Here is a 16,353-nt window from a genome sequence, read left to right on the forward strand (position 1 = left end):
TTCTTATTACTTGATGCAGGACAGCTTTTTCACATCCTCTTGTTAGTTATCGTTTGATAAGGAAAAAGGTAGATCTTTTGATCGATACTTCTTAGGATGAGGGACGATACCTAATTGGTAAGAGATCTTGCCGCCTTTCAACAAATCTTGATGGGTAAAATATAATTTCGTATATTCTTTGTCCATCCGATTGATTTTATGGATAAATTGCTGTTGCGGCCGATTAGGAGTGGCTTCAATCGTCAATTCCTTTCCATTTGACAAAAGCACAACAGCCTTGTCCATTAAAGGCATACCGATAACATATTCACCGGTCCCTGGTGTGACAGGATAGAATCCCAGACTATTGAAGATATACCAAGCAGCCATACTTCCGTTGTCCTCATCTCCAGGGTAACCCGTTGAAGAATCGTCGAAAGTTTGAGTCATCAATTGTTTAAGCAATGGCTGTGCCATTTCGGGTTGTCCAATATAGCTGAACAAGTATGGGTAATGAAAACTTGGCTGATTGGAGATAGCTAACTGCCCAAATTCTATCGCAGCCATCTCGCTCATTTCATGAATCTCAAAACCATATCCTCCTGTTTCAAATGTCGGAGATTGATTGCACAAATCAATGAGTTTTTCTTTGAATCTCTCACTGCCGCCATATTTTTCGATCAACCCTGCAAAATCATGATAAACAGCAAAGCTGCTTTGCCAAGCACTGCCTTCTGCATAATCTTGTCCCCAACGATGAGCAGAAAATGGTTCTCTGAATTTGCCATTTTTATCTTTGGAACGCATCCATCCTGTCTCATAGTCAAAAATATGTTGATAGTTCAATGATCGTTGCTGATATTTTTTCACCGTTTCGTCCTCTGCTAGTACTTTGGCAACTCGACTAATACAAAAGTCGCTATAAGCATAATCTAGCGTATGATTGACCGATTCATGGTAGTGATTAGGAACATAGCCGTATGTCAAGTAATCCTCTGTCCCTTGTCGTCCATAATTTGAATGATTACTTTGAACTGTAGCGCCTTTCTTCATTGCTGTTAGAAATTCCTGCATCAAGTCTGGCCGAATATCTTTCACAGCAGCATCTGCAATGACTGCATCAATTAATGTCCCAGGCATTAGTCCACGTTCGTCAGGAGACAGCCATTTTGGCAAATAGCCACTTTCTCTATAGCTGTTCAAAAAACCTTCCAGCATTTCTTCATACTTTTCTACAGCAATCAAAGAATAAAGAGGATAAACCGTTTTATACGTATCCCAGAACCCGTTATTTGTATAGAGAACGCCAGGTTTCACAGATCGACTAGTCGTATCATAGTGGATTTTTTGCCCACTAGGATCCATTTCATAAAATGTCTGCGGAAATAAAAACACCCGATAGAAGTTATGATAAAACGTCCGCAATTGTTGTTGATCATGGTGTGTGAGCTGTATACGATCAAAATAGGATTGCCATTGTTTCTGGCTGTTAGCAAGGTAAGTCTCTTTGCTTTGGTTTTGTTCTAGTTCCAAGTTATAAGCTGCTTGTTCCGGGCTGATAAAAGATGTCCCGAATCGGATGGTTTGTTTTTTTGTCTGTTCAAAATACAACGGGATCGAATCGCTATTTTTGTTGGAAACAGCTAGCTCATCAGTTGTTAAAGGATATTCAAATCTCAATATGAAATAAAAAGAAAAATCAGGATCTTCTGAACCAGCAAAATGTGTGATTTTTCCTTCCACTGTGTAAGGATCTATAACAAAGAGCTGATGACGTCCCGGAAAGGATAAAAGTAAACCGCTATCATTTCTGCTGTAATCAATAGATAAGATTCCGCCATACATACTGGGTATCAATGTAGAGCGGATGCCATAACGCAATTGACGGATCGACAGATGAGTCGGACAAAATATACTTTCTTCTGGGCGGTAAGAACTTTGCGCATGAAAAAGGGTATTTTCCTGTAATTTACCATTGATTGGCGTGAGCAGCATATGACTGAAATCGCCCATCCAAGGACTTGGCTGGTGGGTAAGTCGATAACCTTGAAAAATACGATCCTCAGGATGAAACCACCAGCTGCCGTTTTGATCGGTCGTTTGCGGTGCAAAATAATTCATCCCAAAAGGAACGCCAGTGTAAGGCTGGCAGTTCCCGTTAGAGAAATTTGGCTGATTAGCTGTGCCATGTCTAGTATCTATTTGACCGATATTCATTTTATTTCTCCTTTGTTGATTGTCTTTTGATAAATGAAACTGGAAATTTGCTGTCGGAAGGACGTTCGTTTGTCTCTAACCAAGTGATCAAAGCCTCTCCAGCAAGCTTGCCTAACTGTTCAAAATCTTGTGCAATGGTTGTCAGCGGTGGATCAACAAGAGCAGCTGCTTGGATATCATCAAATCCGATGATTGAAAAATCTTCAGGAACATGATAATCATGCTGTCTCAAGAAATTCATCGTCTGGATAGCGACAACATCGTTTTCGCAAACAAAAGCGGTCACTTCATACTTAGTGATATAAGAAAGCAATTCATCGAATGTCGCGCTTTTGTCATCCAGCGAAGTGTGGAAAGCCAAACCAGCTTTGTCCAATGCTTCAAGGTAACCAAGGTAACGCTGACGTACGGATTGTGGATGAGTCTGTGCACCAAATAAATAAGCGATTTTTGAATGTCCCTGTTCGATCAAATGAGAAGTAGCGAGCACACCACCTTGGAAGTTGTCGGAAAGCACGGTAGGAAAAGGCAATTCATAGATTTTTTTATCCAATATGATGACAGGGAATTCTTTTAATGACAGCTCAAAAAGCAAGTCAAGATGCTGTTCTGTATCAAAGGCATAATAAATTAATCCATCAAATTCATGGATGAGTTCTTTTGCCGTTTTATTTTGTAAAAAATCATGTGTCGTCATCATGACATCCATCTGTTTATCCTGCATCACAGGATTCAATCCCTTGGTAAAGTCACCAACAGATAAATCAGCGACATATGGAAGAAGAAACAGAATCCGCCGTGTTTTTGTAGGAGAAGGAAGCATCTGCTCCGGAGAAGCTGATTTAACAAAACTGCCTTTCCCACGTACGCGATAAATCAGCCCTAATTGCTCTAATTCAGTCAATGCACGTTTGGAAGTGATTCTGCTTACTTTATAAGTATGGGAAAGTTCCTTTTCAGTTGGTAGTTGGCTATCCACAGGTAATTCACCAGTTAAAATAGCCGTTTGCAAATCATTAAATATTGTCTGGTACAATGGTTGATTCATATAAACACCTCTTAATGATATATCATATTTAAATAATACCATAATAGATGAAAAAGTAAATAAAAAGTTATTTTTTTGAAAGCGTAGACATAAAATGCTGCAAGAGGTATAATCTTTAAAGATATATCAAATGAAAAGAGGGAATTTGTATGGTTTATAAAGATATACCAAAATCGGTGCAAAAATTTATGGATGATATCACACAAAAATGCGGGAAAACCCATGCGGACTGGGCAACGAATTTTACAGCAGCATTTGCCAACACGCTATTGACAACAGTCAAAAAGCAAAATGACGGTACTACTTTTTTATTGACAGGAGACATTCCTGCAATGTGGTTGCGAGATTCTACTGCACAAGTTCGTCCTTATTTAGTGATTGCAAAAGAAGATGAGGAACTAGCTGACATGATTAGTGGGTTGGTCAAAAAGCAATTTTTTTATATCAACATCGATCCATATGCGAATGCCTTCAATGAAGAAGCGAACGGTGCGGGACACCAAACAGATCACACAAAAATGAACGATTGGATCTGGGAAAGAAAATATGAAATTGATTCTTTATGCTACCCGATACAGTTGGCCTATCTTCTTTACAAAAATACAGGAAAAACGGACCAATTCAACCCAACTTTTATTGAAGGAATCAAAAAAATCTTAGGCGTGTTCGAAACAGAGCAGGAACATGAACACTCTCCTTATACATTTGTACGAGATACGACAAGAAAAGAAGATACGCTGATCAATGACGGACGAGGAGCCAAAACAACTTTTACAGGTATGACATGGTCTGGGTTCCGTCCTAGCGATGATGCTTGCCGTTACGGATATCTGGTACCATCCAATATGTTTGCGGTGGTCGTGTTAGGTTATGTGGAAGAAATTTTCCAAACGATACTCGATGATAAAGAAATTGTACAGAAAGTACAAATATTGAAGAAAGAGATCCAAGAAGGTATCCAAAATCACGGACGGACGGTTAATCAAAAAGGGCAAACGATTTATGCATACGAAGTAGATGGAATGGGGAACGCGACGGTCATGGATGACAGCAATGTGCCCAATTTGATCGCGGCACCTTATTTAGGATACTGTTCGGAACAAGAGGAAGATTATCTTCAAACAAGAAGAACATTGTTGAGTAAAGAGAATCCATATTTTTATGAAGGAAAGTACGCAAAAGGAATTGGTTCTTCCCATACGCCAAAAGAGTATATTTGGCCAATTGCACTAGCTATGGAAGGAATGACAACACCAGATAAATCTGAAAAAGAACGGCTATTGAATTTGCTTGTAGCAACTGATGCAGGAACACATCTTATGCACGAAGGATTTGATGTGAACAATCCTGAAAATTATACGAGAGAATGGTTTTCTTGGGCAAATATGATGTTTTGCGAATTAGTTATGGATTACTTTGATATTCGAGTAGAAAAATAGGAGGTACTGTAAATGAAAAAGAAAGTATATATCATTTCTCATAGCCACTGGGATCGTGAATGGTACATGGCTTACGAACAGCATCACATGCGGTTGGTTGAATTGATAGACGATTTATTAGAGCTATTTGAAGTTGATCCGTCCTTCAACAGTTTTCATTTGGATGGGCAAACGATTATTTTAGATGACTATCTTCAAGTAAGACCAGAAAAAAGACAGGCGCTCCAACAAGCGATCAATGAAGGAAAATTGAGAATCGGACCATTTTATATCTTGCAAGATGATTTTCTGATCAGTTCGGAATCAAACGTGAGAAATATGCTAATTGGCATGGAAGAAAGCCATAAATGGGGAACCCCCGTCATGTTAGGGTATTTTCCCGATACATTTGGAAATATGGGACAGACGCCTCAATTAATGAAACAAGCTGGTATTTCAGCAGCGGCGTTTGGCCGTGGGGTAAAACCAATTGGCTTTGACAATCAAGTTATGGAAGCAGAAAACTATTCTTCTCAATACTCAGAGATGTGGTGGAAAGGACCTGATCAAACAGAAATTTTTGGTCTGTTATTTGCCAATTGGTATAGCAATGGGAACGAGATTCCCGTAGAAAAAGAAGCTGCTCGTGTCTTTTGGAAGCAGAAATTAGCAGATGCAGAACAATATGCATCTACTGATCATCTATTAATGATGAATGGTGTTGATCATCAACCAGTACAAAAAGATATATCAAAAGCAATTCATCTCGCAAATGAGCTGTTTCCAGATTACGAGTTCATCCATTCTAATTTTACTGACTATCTGGAAGCAGTTCGACAAGAGTTGCCAGAAGACTTAGGTTCAGTAGAAGGAGAATTGACAAGTCAAGAAACGGATGGCTGGTATACTTTAGCCAATACAGCATCTGCTCGCGTTTATTTGAAACAATGGAATACCAAGGTCCAACGGCAGCTAGAAAACATCACGGAACCACTTGCGACGATGGCTTACGAAGTTACAGGGATTTATCCCCACGATCAATTAGATTATGCTTGGAAGACATTAATGCAAAATCATCCTCATGACAGTATTTGCGGTTGTTCAGTCGATTCTGTCCATCGAGAAATGATACCTCGTTTTGAAAAAGCAGATGAAGTCGGAAAGTATCTTGCACAAGATTCTTTAGAACAACTGGCCGCAGCGATCGATACAACTGGATTCCAAAAAGACAGCTTTCCATTTGTCGTTGTAAATACTGCGGGAATGGATAAAAGCGGTGAAGCAGAAATAACCATCGAATTAGCAAGAAAAAGATTCGCTGAAGGAATACCTGAACAACTATATCAAGAGTTAGAACAGTTGCCTAGACAGAAGTATCACGTAGAAACAAAAAGCGGGGCCACTATACCAGCTATTTTATCTGAAGAAACTGTCCAGTTTGGTTATGATTTGCCGAAAGATCGTTTCCGTGTACCATATATGGCAAGAACGATCAAGGTAACTTTACCAATAAAAAACATGCCAGCATTTTCTTGGGAAACATTCGCGCTTGTAGAAGGGGAAGCGAAAGCAGAAGAAAAGGAAACAATGATCCGTCAGAGTGGACGAATCGTCGAAAACGCCCACCTGCGTTTGACGATTGAAAAAAACGGTACCATTACAATGGAAGATCGCAAAAACAAACGAAAATGGAATAACCTGCATATTTTTGAAGATATCGGTGATATAGGAAACGAGTATATCTTTAAGCAACCTGTCTATGATCAACCAATCCTATCCAGTAATCAAGAGGGCTCTGAAGTAAAAGTATTAGTAGATACACCAGAAATAGCCAAAATAAGTATTCTACATGAAATGGAGATCCCAGTTTCTGCAGACGAGCGTTTAGAGAAAGAACAACGGATGGTTGTAGAATTTCGTTATCGAAAAGCAGAACGATCTAAAGAAAAACGGATCCTTCAAATAGAAACGATCATGACTGTCAGAAAAGATAGTAAAAAAATCGACTTTGAAACGACTCTTGACAATCAAATGAAAGATCATCGATTGCGTGTCTTGTTTCCTACAAAGTTACATGTGGAACATCACGAAGCAGATAGTATTTTTGAAGTAGTAAAGCGCCCAAACCATGTATCTAGGAGCTGGGAAAATCCCACGAATCCGCAACATCAGCAAGCATTTGTCAATATTCATGATGAACAGTACGGTGTAACAGTTGGTAACTTTGGCTTGAATGAATACGAAGTAACAGCAGATGGACAAATCGCGGTGACGCTACTTCGCTGTGTGGGAGAACTAGGAGATTGGGGGTATTTTCCAACACCAGAAGCACAGTGTTTAGGTAAGCATCGGTTCGATTACAGCGTTGAACTACATGGACCAGAAGAAACATTCTCTACTTATTTGCATGCATACGCGGCACAGATTCCTTTTTCCACTCAACAAATCAAACATCATGAAGGAACATTGGTATCAAAACAACAATATTTAACGATAAAAAGTGAAACGTTTGCAATTACAGCTTTGAAACGGAGTAAGTTTAGTGATAAAGTAGTAGTGAGAGGTTTCAATATGTCTAGTCATTTAGAAAAATTAGAAATAACTAAAGACAATCGAAAAACGGTCATATTGAATCTGCTTGAAGAACCAACGCAGCAATCGGTTGTCCCGATAATCCAACCGTATGAAATTCGGACAATCGGATTCGAGGAGGAAAACTAAATGTATGGCGGAATAGAAGCAGGCGGAACAAAATTTGTGTGTGCGGTTTCAGAAGGTGGAGAGATTTTGGAAAAAATAAGTATCCCTACCACAACACCAGAAGAAACATTGGATCAAGTATTTGAATTTTTTAATCGTTATGAACTGAAGGGAATCGGGATCGGCTCATTCGGCCCGATTGGTATCGACCAAACAAAAGATAATTACGGATATGTTTTGGCAACTCCCAAAAAAGGATGGGCACAATTTGATTTTCTCGGCACAATCAGGAAACGCTACCATATTCCTGTTGCTTGGACGACGGATGTCAATGCAGCTGCATACGGGGAGCTGAAGCAAGGGGCAGCACAAGGAAAAAATAGTTGTATTTACCTTACCGTGGGAACAGGAATCGGTGCAGGCGTCGTGATCAATGAGGAAATTTTTTCAGGAATCGCACATCCTGAAATGGGACATATTTGGGTAAAACGCCATCCAGATGATCAATATGAAGGCACTTGTCCTTATCATAAAGACTGTTTGGAAGGATTAGCAGCAGGTCCGTCTATTGAGGCACGTATAGGAATCAAAGGGCAAGATCTGCCACAAGATCATCCGATTTGGGATATTCAAGCTTTCTATATTGCTCAAGCACTGATCAACTATACGTTGACGTTAGCACCTGAAAAGATTATTTTAGGCGGCGGGGTAATGAATCAGGATCATCTCCTTCAAAAAATTCGTCAGCAATTTGTTGAATTGATGGGTGGCTACATGGAAACACCTCAAGTAAGTGAGTATATCGTTCGTTGGGGACTGCCGAATGAAAGTGGGATTATCGGTAGTTTGCTGTTAGCAGAACACGAACATCAAAAGTAAGCAGACAAGTTACACAAAAAGAACGTAGTCTTATCAGCAGATAATGATAGGACTACGTTCTTCTTTCTATTTCCACAATCCGGGTAAAGCTTTACCAACTATTTTTTCTTGAGTAAATGGATGAATCATGTGCAGTTCTAATGCATGGAGCATCAGTCGTTCAGCTGGTCTATTTTGGTAAAGAGGGTCTCCGACGATTGGATGCCCTATATGAGCTAAGTGAACTCTGATCTGGTGCGTACGACCGGTTTCCAAAACACAATACACTTGTGTTTTTCCAGAAAGTACTTTGTCGACAGTGACATGTGTCAAGGCGTTCTGACCATTTTTATCATCTACGACCCGTTTTCTCCGATCATGGCGATCGCGTCCGATTTTATTGGTAATGGTCCTATCTTTGGCGATTTCCCCCCATACGATGGCTTGATATCTCCGATAGATCATTTTTTGTTCCAACATTCTTCCAAGTATCGGCAAGACAAATGGGTTTTTTGCAAATAAAACAGCGCCGCTTGTTTCTTTGTCCAAACGGTGGACAACGTAAGGTCGTTGTTTTTTCGTATCGAGATAAGCAGCTAAGTGATTGAGCAAGGTACTGTTTTCTGTTGGTTCGTTTGGATGAGTCTTCATTCCTGCAGGCTTATCCACTATAATCAAATGTTCATCTTCATATAAAACACGGATGTGCTTCGCATCTCCTAATTGGACTTCTTGATAATTATAATCTGTTTCTTCGAATAACAATGTGATCTGGTCATTGCCTTTTACTTCATGATGGAACAAAGCAGGTTGTTGATTGATCCAAACGTTTTTACGTATACGCAAAAAGTGCCGAACCTTTCTAGGAACTAACCATTCCTTTTCAAGCAAGTCGCGAATCGTTGTTTCAGGATGGTTCATAGGTAAAGTGATCGTGATTTTCACAAGTGTACTCCTTTCGGTAAAATTGCAGACTAATTGTACCATTTTTAAAACATATTTAAGAAAAAACTTACATTTTTCTGTTCATTCTTATGTTACTCTACTTGCACTAACAAAAAAAAACAAATCGAACTACAACTTAAGCAGGAAGAAAACACTCTTTCATTATGGTAAAATAAGACGATTGAATTGAATAGACAGGAGAAGAAGCGAATGGATTTTCAAAGCATTTTAGGAAAGATAAAAGCTGCTTTGATCAGTTTTTGGCGATGGATCAGACCATATCTCGGACAATTTCATCGATGGCGAAAGCGCATTTGGAAAAAATATCATGTGAACAAATTGATTTTGCTGATTGGTTTGATCTGTGTCTTAGTGACAAGTATCTACCTTTTTATTTTAGCCAAACAAGCAAATGTCGAAACGTTAAAATCTGGATTAAGCCAATCGACAGTCATTTATGACAAGAAAAATGAAGAAGCTGGCACACTGTACGCCCAAAAAGGGACATACGTAGAATTAAACGCGATTTCTCCCTATATCCAAGATGCGGTGATCTCGACAGAAGATAGGAATTTTTACGAACATCACGGATTTGATATCAAAGGAATCGCCCGTGCGGCTGTTCGGATGGTTTTGTCTGGCGGAACATCAGGAGGCGGAGGAAGTACGATCACTCAGCAGCTTGCCAAAAATGCTTATCTGACATTAGATCAAACATTTGATCGAAAAGCGAAGGAATTATTTTTGGCAATCGAGATCGAAAAGAAGTACAGCAAAGAAGAAATCTTGACCATGTATCTTAACAATGCCTATTTTGGCAACGGGGTATGGGGTGTCCAAGACGCTTCCAGAAAGTATTTTGGAGTAGATGCAACGAATGTTACGCTATCTGAGGCTGCTACTTTGGCAGGAATGCTGAAAGGTCCTGGTATTTATAATCCGATTGATCACCCAGAAAATGCGAATGATCGGAAAAACACAGTACTAAGCGTAATGGAAGAAAACGGAAAAATCACAAAAGAACAAGAACAAGCAGAAAGCCAGACAGACATCAGTGCTTATCTTCATGACACATACGACAATTCAGATTCTGGTTATCGTTATCCTTATTATTTTGATGCAGTGATCGATGAAGCAGTTAACGAGTATGGTCTTGATGAAGAAGATGTCATGAATAAAGGCTATAAAATCTATACAGCTTTAGATCAGGATTACCAAAAGCAATTAGAAGCTACTTATCAAAATAATGCATTATTCCCAGCAAATGCTTCAGATGGTGCCATGGCCCAATCTGCTTCAGTAGCTTTAGATCCGAATACAGGCGGTGTACAAGCATTAGTAGGACGAAGAGGAGATCATGTCTTTAGAGGATTCAGCTTTGCTACACAGATGCTCCGTTCTCCAGGATCAACGATCAAACCATTAAGCGTGTATACGCCAGCGTTGGAAGCTGGTTACAAGCCTTCTAGTGTCTTGAAAGATGAACCGCAAAGTTATTACGATGCGCATAATTTTGACGGGACATACCAAGGAGAAGTACCGATGTATCAGGCTGTTGCACAAAGTTTGAACTTGCCTGCTGTATGGCTTTTGCATGAGATCGGTTTACAAAAAGGATATGATAAAGCAGAAGAATTCGGCCTGCCTTTAGCAAAATCTGATAAGTATTATGGCTTAGCTCTTGGCGGATTAGAAAAAGGAGTATCTCCAATGATCATGGCGGGTGCTTACAGTGCATTTGCCAATGAAGGTCAGATGTATACGCCGCATCTCATCACGAAAATCGTTGATTCAACTGGAGCGGTGATCATCGATAATACAAACAAAAAGCCAAAACAGGTTATATCAAAGGAAACAGCTGATGAAATGACCAGCATGCTTCTTGGTACATTCTCAAATGGGACAGCAGCTGCTGCGAACCCTGCAGGTTATACGATAGCAGGTAAAACAGGAACCACAGAAACTAATTTCGATGCCACGAAAGCAAATGACCAATGGATGATCGGGTATACGCCAGATGTAGTGATTTCGACATGGATGGGGTATGAAGAATCCAGCAAGCTGCATTATTTGGAAGGGACAAGTGGAAATGTTGTCGGGAAAGTCTTCAAATCAGCGGCAGAAGGTATCCTTCCTTATACTTCCAAAACAGGATTTAGTGTAGCTGACGCCTATGCCACAGGAGGGCAAGTGGTAGCAGCAGATCAAGTTGGAAACACAGGTAATTCTAATGGAGAGTCTGGAAATTGGCAAGATAACTTGAATCAATACGGTGAACAAGCAAAAGAAGGATTGAAGAATTTCGGCGATATGGTGAAAGAAGGCGTTCAGGGAATTGGTGAAGCGGCTAAAGACCTCTGGCGGAAATATCAAGGAGAGTAGACCCTTTGAAAACGAATAACCCCATGTTACAATAGAGAGTAACTACTAAAAGAAAAGAGGGCATAACATGTCAAACATCTACGATAGCGCGAATCAGATCGAACGTGAGATCCGTGAATTACCAGAATTCAAAGCGTTGAAAGAAGCGTACGAGAAAGTACAAGCAAACGAAGAAGCACACAAGCTGTTCAAAGACTTCCAAGCGATGCAAATCGAATTACAAGAAAAACAAATGAGTGGACAAGAATTCAGCGACGAAGATGCAATGAAAGCACAAGAAATGGCTGTGAAAATTCAATCAGAAGAAGTAATCAATGATTTAATGCAAAAAGAACAAGGTTTCAGTACGATCATCAATGACTTGAACCGGATCATCATGACGCCAGTTCGCGACCTTTACAGCGAATAGAACTATTTTATGAAACAACAGAGGTTGTGAAAGAGACGTTCAGCCTTGAGCGATGACAAAATTGCTTCTTATTGCCGATAGACTGTCTCTTGAACACCGTTTACCAAGAGGACGTGAGCCTACCGTTTAACTCTGAGTGACAAGGAACAATTTCAAAAAACAGCTTCTCATGTTTGTTGAATATTGTGACTTGTGACCGAGGAGTTGGCAGGAGAACACCGTTTATTCAGAAATAGGAGAGACGACAAAACTCTTGTCGTCTCTCCTTTTTTTGTCATTCATTTTTCAAACGGTAAAAATAGCCCTCTTGAGCTAACAGCTCTTCGTAAGTACCCATCTCAACGATTTTTCCTTCATCGATCACGACGATTTTATCTGCCTCTTTGATCGTTGAAAGCCGATGAGCCACAATAAAAGTAGTGGGTGTTTCTGTCAGGTAATTCAGGGCCTGCTGGATTTTTTTCTCTGACTGGTTATCTAAAGCTGAAGTTGCTTCATCTAGCAAAATGATTTTCGGCTGACGTATCAATGCTCGTGCAATGGAGATACGTTGTTTTTGGCCACCAGACAGCTTGTTGCCATGTTCGCCTACTAAGGTATCCAGTCCATCAGGAAGCTGGTCAATCAGTGAAGAAAGTTGCGCAGCTTCGATGACTTCATCTAAACGTTCTTTTGATACGTTTTTCAAGCCATAAGTGATGTTCTCTTTGATCGAAGCGGAGAACAACAAAGTGGTTTGAGGAACAACGGCTAAATAATTACGCACACTTCGCATATCCAATTCATCCAAAGGCTGATTATCTAGGAAAATCCTCCCTGAAGACGGCTGGATAAATCCAATCAATAAGTTAAGGAGTGTAGATTTTCCAGAACCAGATGGCCCAACAAAAGCAATTGTTTCTCCAGCTTTCACCTCTAGAGAAAAATGATCGATAATCGGCTTGAGTGAGTCCGGGTAATGAAAAGAAACATCCTCAAAGCGAAGATTTCCATCCAAATGTTGGATTTTTTTCTTACCGTGATAAGTTTCTACATCGCCAGCAATCAACAGTTCACCAATAGAAGTAATAGATTCCATGCCTTTTGAAATCGTAGGAATCAGTGTGATCATTCCAGAAACGGAATTGACGATCGTTGTGAAATATGTCTGATACATCACGCCATCACCTGGTTGAATACGCCCTTGTAAAGCTAATATCCCAGTGAAAATCAAACAAATCAGTTGAAATATCTGAAAACTAGCCCAGCTGACTGATCCGAAAACAGATTGCAGGATATCTAAGTGGAATCCTTTTTCATAGATTTGGGTAAAATGCTTATTTAAGCGAGTGGTTTCGTGTTTTTCTAACCCATGAGCTCGAGCAATCGGTGCTAATTCGATCACTTCGATCACTTTTGCAGAAGTCTCTTCCATTTCTTGCCGGAAATCTGAATTGGACTGTCTGATCCTTTTCCGGAAAAAAAGAGTAACTAACGCGGCGAGAGGGACAGTCAATAAGAAAAACAAGAAAACGACAGGACTTCTATAAAGCGTGATACCTAAAGCCACGAATAAATTGACAGCAATGTTCAATCCGCTGACAAATACTTGAGAGGACAACGTTTGGATGGCTTCTACATCACGGATGATTTTTGATTGGATCCGGCCAGATTGCAATTCTTTTTGATAGGGTATAGAAAGTTCTTGGATTTTCTTGATAAGAGTCGCTCTTAGTCCAGCTTCTACTTGCCGGATCGAAGTGCTATGGTATTTTACATGAAAATAATTCGTCAATATATTTTGACCGATCAGACAAGTCATCAAAAAAGCGTTGAAATAAATCGCCTGCAATTGAGAGGAATCTTTTGATGAAGCTGCATTGATTACATTGGCAATAGCAATCGGCATTAACCAAGATGGAAGATGTTTGATAATAAAAAAGAGTCCTGACATGGCAAAGCTCCAATAATTCCCCTGATAAAGATGCAGCAATGTCTGAAAAGCATTTGCATGATATTTTTGATAACTTTTCTGTATTCGTTCCTCCATAATCTTCTCCTTAACAATCTTGGTAAAAAAACTGCAAGTGTTCTATTGCTTCAGGAACATAAATCTCAGGAGTAGCTTCAAGAGTGGCGTACATTAGAGGACGCTCATATTTGATATAATGTAGTACCGGGCGGAAATCTAAACAGCCTTTACCAACAGGAACTATGCGGATCTTTCCATTTTCCATGATGTAGTCTTTGAGATGAAGCGCTGTAATACAACCCTGTAAATTGTCCAAGGCACCTCGGATCACTTTTTCCTGATCAGCATGATTTTCTTTGTGGATCAAATTCGCACAGTCTAAAATGATTTTTAAATTTGGTGAAGCTACTTCATCGACTAAACGTTTGGCTAACTGATAGTTATAGATCGGATGATTGATCCCTGCTTCAACAGCAACAGTTACGCCAAAATTTTCTGCATGAGCGACTAATTCAATGACAGAATTTCTAGCAATCTGATAAGCTTCTTCAGTAAAATTTTCTTTTGTGAAACCGACAGAGACACTACCGGTTTCCGTAGCAATCATCTTGGCTTGATAGGCAGAGCACAGAGCAATTTGCTGTTTGAAAGTTGCTAATGCTTGTGCACGAACTTCTTGATTTTTGCTGGATAGGTTGATATAGCAACCTAAAATGGAAAGTTCGATATTGTTTTTTTGGAAGTATTCACCAAAATAGGCAGCACTCCCAAGTGTCATGTCATTTAATTTAAGTTGTTCAGGAAATGCTTTTTGTGGTGCAAATTGGATATGGGACAAGTGAAGCTGTGATACTTTTTGAACGATTTCTTCACGATTTCGAACCTCTAGATCATGGGCACGAATGCCTAAATTTAATGGAAACATTTCAAACTCCTTTTTGTAAATAATCAGCAAGAGGCAGACGGGATTCTTTTATCAATTCAGCAATTATTCGGGCAACTTTATCAGCGCCTTCTGGACTAAAGTGGGTATTATCCTTTAGTCCTTTTGGGTAATTTTCACAACTATTAGGCATAAGATGCAGATAGAATTTTTTTGTCTCTTCTTTTGAAAAGGTCTGGAAATATTCTTGTGATCGTGAGAAAACATCTAAAAGTGGAATATGGTGTTTCTCAGCAAATGCACGCATCGCTTTTGGATAGTCTCCAAGTATATCTGGATTCAATGTTCCATTTTCTAAGTAATCTCGTCGCGTCACAGATGTCAGCAAGACCATGTGGACGTTCGCTTTTTTTGCGCATTCAAAAAATATCTGCAGATTTTTTAAATAGCTACCGAAGGGGAGCGTACCTCTTTCTTCTTGGATTTTCTGGTTGTTATGTCCAAATTGTACAAATAAGAAATCATTTGGCTGAAACTGTGAAGCTAAACGGGCTAATCTTCCTTCCTGGATAAATGATTTGGTACTGCGTCCATTCTTTGCTTGGTTATTGATCTGGATCTCAGGTGAAAAATAAGCAGAGATTTTTTCTCCCCAACCTGTCTCGGGACGCTTGTTTTCATCTTTTTCTGCCGCAGTAGAATCACCGGCAATATGGATAGTAGGCATGTTATCTCTTCTTTCATAAGGGTTTATAGGCAATGAAGCAGAACAGCAAGAGAAGAAGACGGAGCAAATTTGGTCCGTCTTCTTCTCTAAAACGTGGATAAACGGATTCCGTTATTTCGCTATCCTGTTTTTGATTCGTTACTGTTACTATTAATCAATTAGGCGAAAAAGCCAAAGTAATTTTTAGCATTTGTATAACTAATCGCTTGAACGAGACTTCCTAAAAGTTGTTCATCCTCAGGTGCTTCTCCTCGCATGACCATTTCGCCTAAAAATTCACAAAGAACACGACGGAAATATTCATGTCTAGTGTAGGAAAGGAAACTTCTTGAATCTGTCAGCATGCCGACAAAATTCCCCAAAGCACTACCATCAGCAAACTGTGTCAATTGATCGCGCATACCAGCTCGAGTATCGTTGTACCACCATCCAGAACCTAACTGCAGTTTTCCATTCTGTTCTTTTTGGAAACAGCCCATCAAAGCTAAAATCGCAGGGTAGTCATTTGGATTCAGTGAATAGAGGATCGTCTTTGGCAACTGATCCGTTTCTTCTGCACGATTCAATAATTTTTGCAGAGGAATAGTCAAAGAAAGATCATTCATTCCATCATAACCGGTATCGGGTCCTAATTTTTCCAACATTTGTGTATTACAATTACGATAAGCATGAATATGCAGCTGCATCGTCCAATTATGAGAATGATAGAAGTGGGTCAAACGTATCAGTGTTTCTGTACGATAAGCATCGATTTCATCTGAAGATAATAGTTTGTTAGCTCGTGCTTTTTGAAAAATCTCTTCTATATAGGTTGAATTAAATACTTTACATCCGCA

Annotated in this window: 12 protein-coding genes; 5 read left to right on the top strand and 7 right to left on the bottom strand. The window is 39.6% G+C overall.

Features of this window, described 5'->3' with window-relative positions:
• Positions 1 to 42 precede the first annotated feature (42 nt).
• The gene (locus HMPREF2961_RS07890) at positions 43 to 2,196 is read right to left on the bottom strand and encodes a GH92 family glycosyl hydrolase (RefSeq protein WP_002316116.1); all 2,154 of its coding nucleotides are present in this window, start codon (positions 2,194 to 2,196) and stop codon (positions 43 to 45) included.
• A 1-nt stretch (position 2,197) separates the two neighbouring features.
• Positions 2,198 to 3,244, bottom strand: coding sequence for a GntR family transcriptional regulator (locus tag HMPREF2961_RS07895; protein WP_002316117.1), 1,047 nt, complete (start codon positions 3,242 to 3,244; stop codon positions 2,198 to 2,200).
• 149 nt (positions 3,245 to 3,393) lie between these two features.
• On the opposite strand from HMPREF2961_RS07895, the gene HMPREF2961_RS07900 reads away from it, so the two are divergent.
• Genes HMPREF2961_RS07900 through HMPREF2961_RS07910 form a run of 3 tightly spaced genes read left to right on the top strand, consistent with a single transcriptional unit; the run spans position 3,394 to position 8,241 of the window.
• A complete protein-coding gene (locus HMPREF2961_RS07900) occupies positions 3,394 to 4,683 on the top strand; it encodes a glycoside hydrolase family 125 protein (protein ID WP_002316118.1) in 1,290 nt (429 codons plus the stop codon).
• A 12-nt stretch (positions 4,684 to 4,695) separates the two neighbouring features.
• Positions 4,696 to 7,383: an alpha-mannosidase gene (locus HMPREF2961_RS07905; protein ID WP_070704484.1), complete on the top strand. Its 2,688-nt coding sequence runs from the start codon at positions 4,696 to 4,698 to the stop codon at positions 7,381 to 7,383.
• Positions 7,384 to 8,241, top strand: a complete 858-nt coding sequence (locus HMPREF2961_RS07910) for an ROK family protein (RefSeq protein ID WP_002316120.1) — start codon at positions 7,384 to 7,386, stop codon at positions 8,239 to 8,241.
• Positions 8,242 to 8,307: 66 nt separating this feature from the next.
• Here the strand turns inward: HMPREF2961_RS07910 and HMPREF2961_RS07915 are convergent, their stop codons facing one another.
• Positions 8,308 to 9,165, bottom strand: a complete 858-nt coding sequence (locus HMPREF2961_RS07915; RefSeq protein ID WP_002316121.1) for an RluA family pseudouridine synthase — start codon at positions 9,163 to 9,165, stop codon at positions 8,308 to 8,310.
• A gap of 210 nt (positions 9,166 to 9,375) precedes the next feature.
• Here HMPREF2961_RS07915 and HMPREF2961_RS07920 point away from each other — a divergent pair, with 210 nt between their 5' ends.
• Complete coding sequence (locus HMPREF2961_RS07920; RefSeq protein ID WP_070704487.1) at positions 9,376 to 11,547, top strand: PBP1A family penicillin-binding protein; 2,172 nt, start codon at positions 9,376 to 9,378, stop codon at positions 11,545 to 11,547.
• 67 nt (positions 11,548 to 11,614) lie between these two features.
• Positions 11,615 to 11,956: a YlbF/YmcA family competence regulator gene (locus HMPREF2961_RS07925; RefSeq protein WP_002285994.1), complete on the top strand. Its 342-nt coding sequence runs from the start codon at positions 11,615 to 11,617 to the stop codon at positions 11,954 to 11,956.
• Between the two features lie 274 nt (positions 11,957 to 12,230).
• Here HMPREF2961_RS07925 and HMPREF2961_RS07930 read toward each other — a convergent pair whose 3' ends face one another.
• From HMPREF2961_RS07930 to HMPREF2961_RS07945, 4 genes are all read right to left on the bottom strand, one after another.
• Positions 12,231 to 13,985 (bottom strand): ABC transporter ATP-binding protein, encoded by a 1,755-nt coding sequence (locus HMPREF2961_RS07930; RefSeq protein ID WP_070704489.1) that lies wholly within the window; start codon positions 13,983 to 13,985, stop codon positions 12,231 to 12,233.
• A gap of 10 nt (positions 13,986 to 13,995) precedes the next feature.
• Positions 13,996 to 14,832 (bottom strand): sugar phosphate isomerase/epimerase family protein, encoded by an 837-nt coding sequence (locus HMPREF2961_RS07935; RefSeq protein ID WP_002316124.1) that lies wholly within the window; start codon positions 14,830 to 14,832, stop codon positions 13,996 to 13,998.
• Position 14,833: 1 nt separating this feature from the next.
• On the bottom strand, positions 14,834 to 15,517 hold the full coding sequence (locus HMPREF2961_RS07940; RefSeq protein WP_002316125.1) for a rhamnogalacturonan acetylesterase: 684 nt from the start codon (positions 15,515 to 15,517) through the stop codon (positions 14,834 to 14,836).
• Between the two features lie 158 nt (positions 15,518 to 15,675).
• Positions 15,676 to 16,353 (bottom strand): glucuronate isomerase (locus HMPREF2961_RS07945; RefSeq protein WP_141755564.1); only part of this gene is annotated, 678 nt, incomplete at its 5' end.

Origin of the sequence: Enterococcus sp. HMSC076E04, from assembly GCF_001814285.1 — a bacterium.
Classification (GTDB): Bacteria; Bacillota; Bacilli; order Lactobacillales; family Enterococcaceae; genus Enterococcus_B; species Enterococcus_B lactis.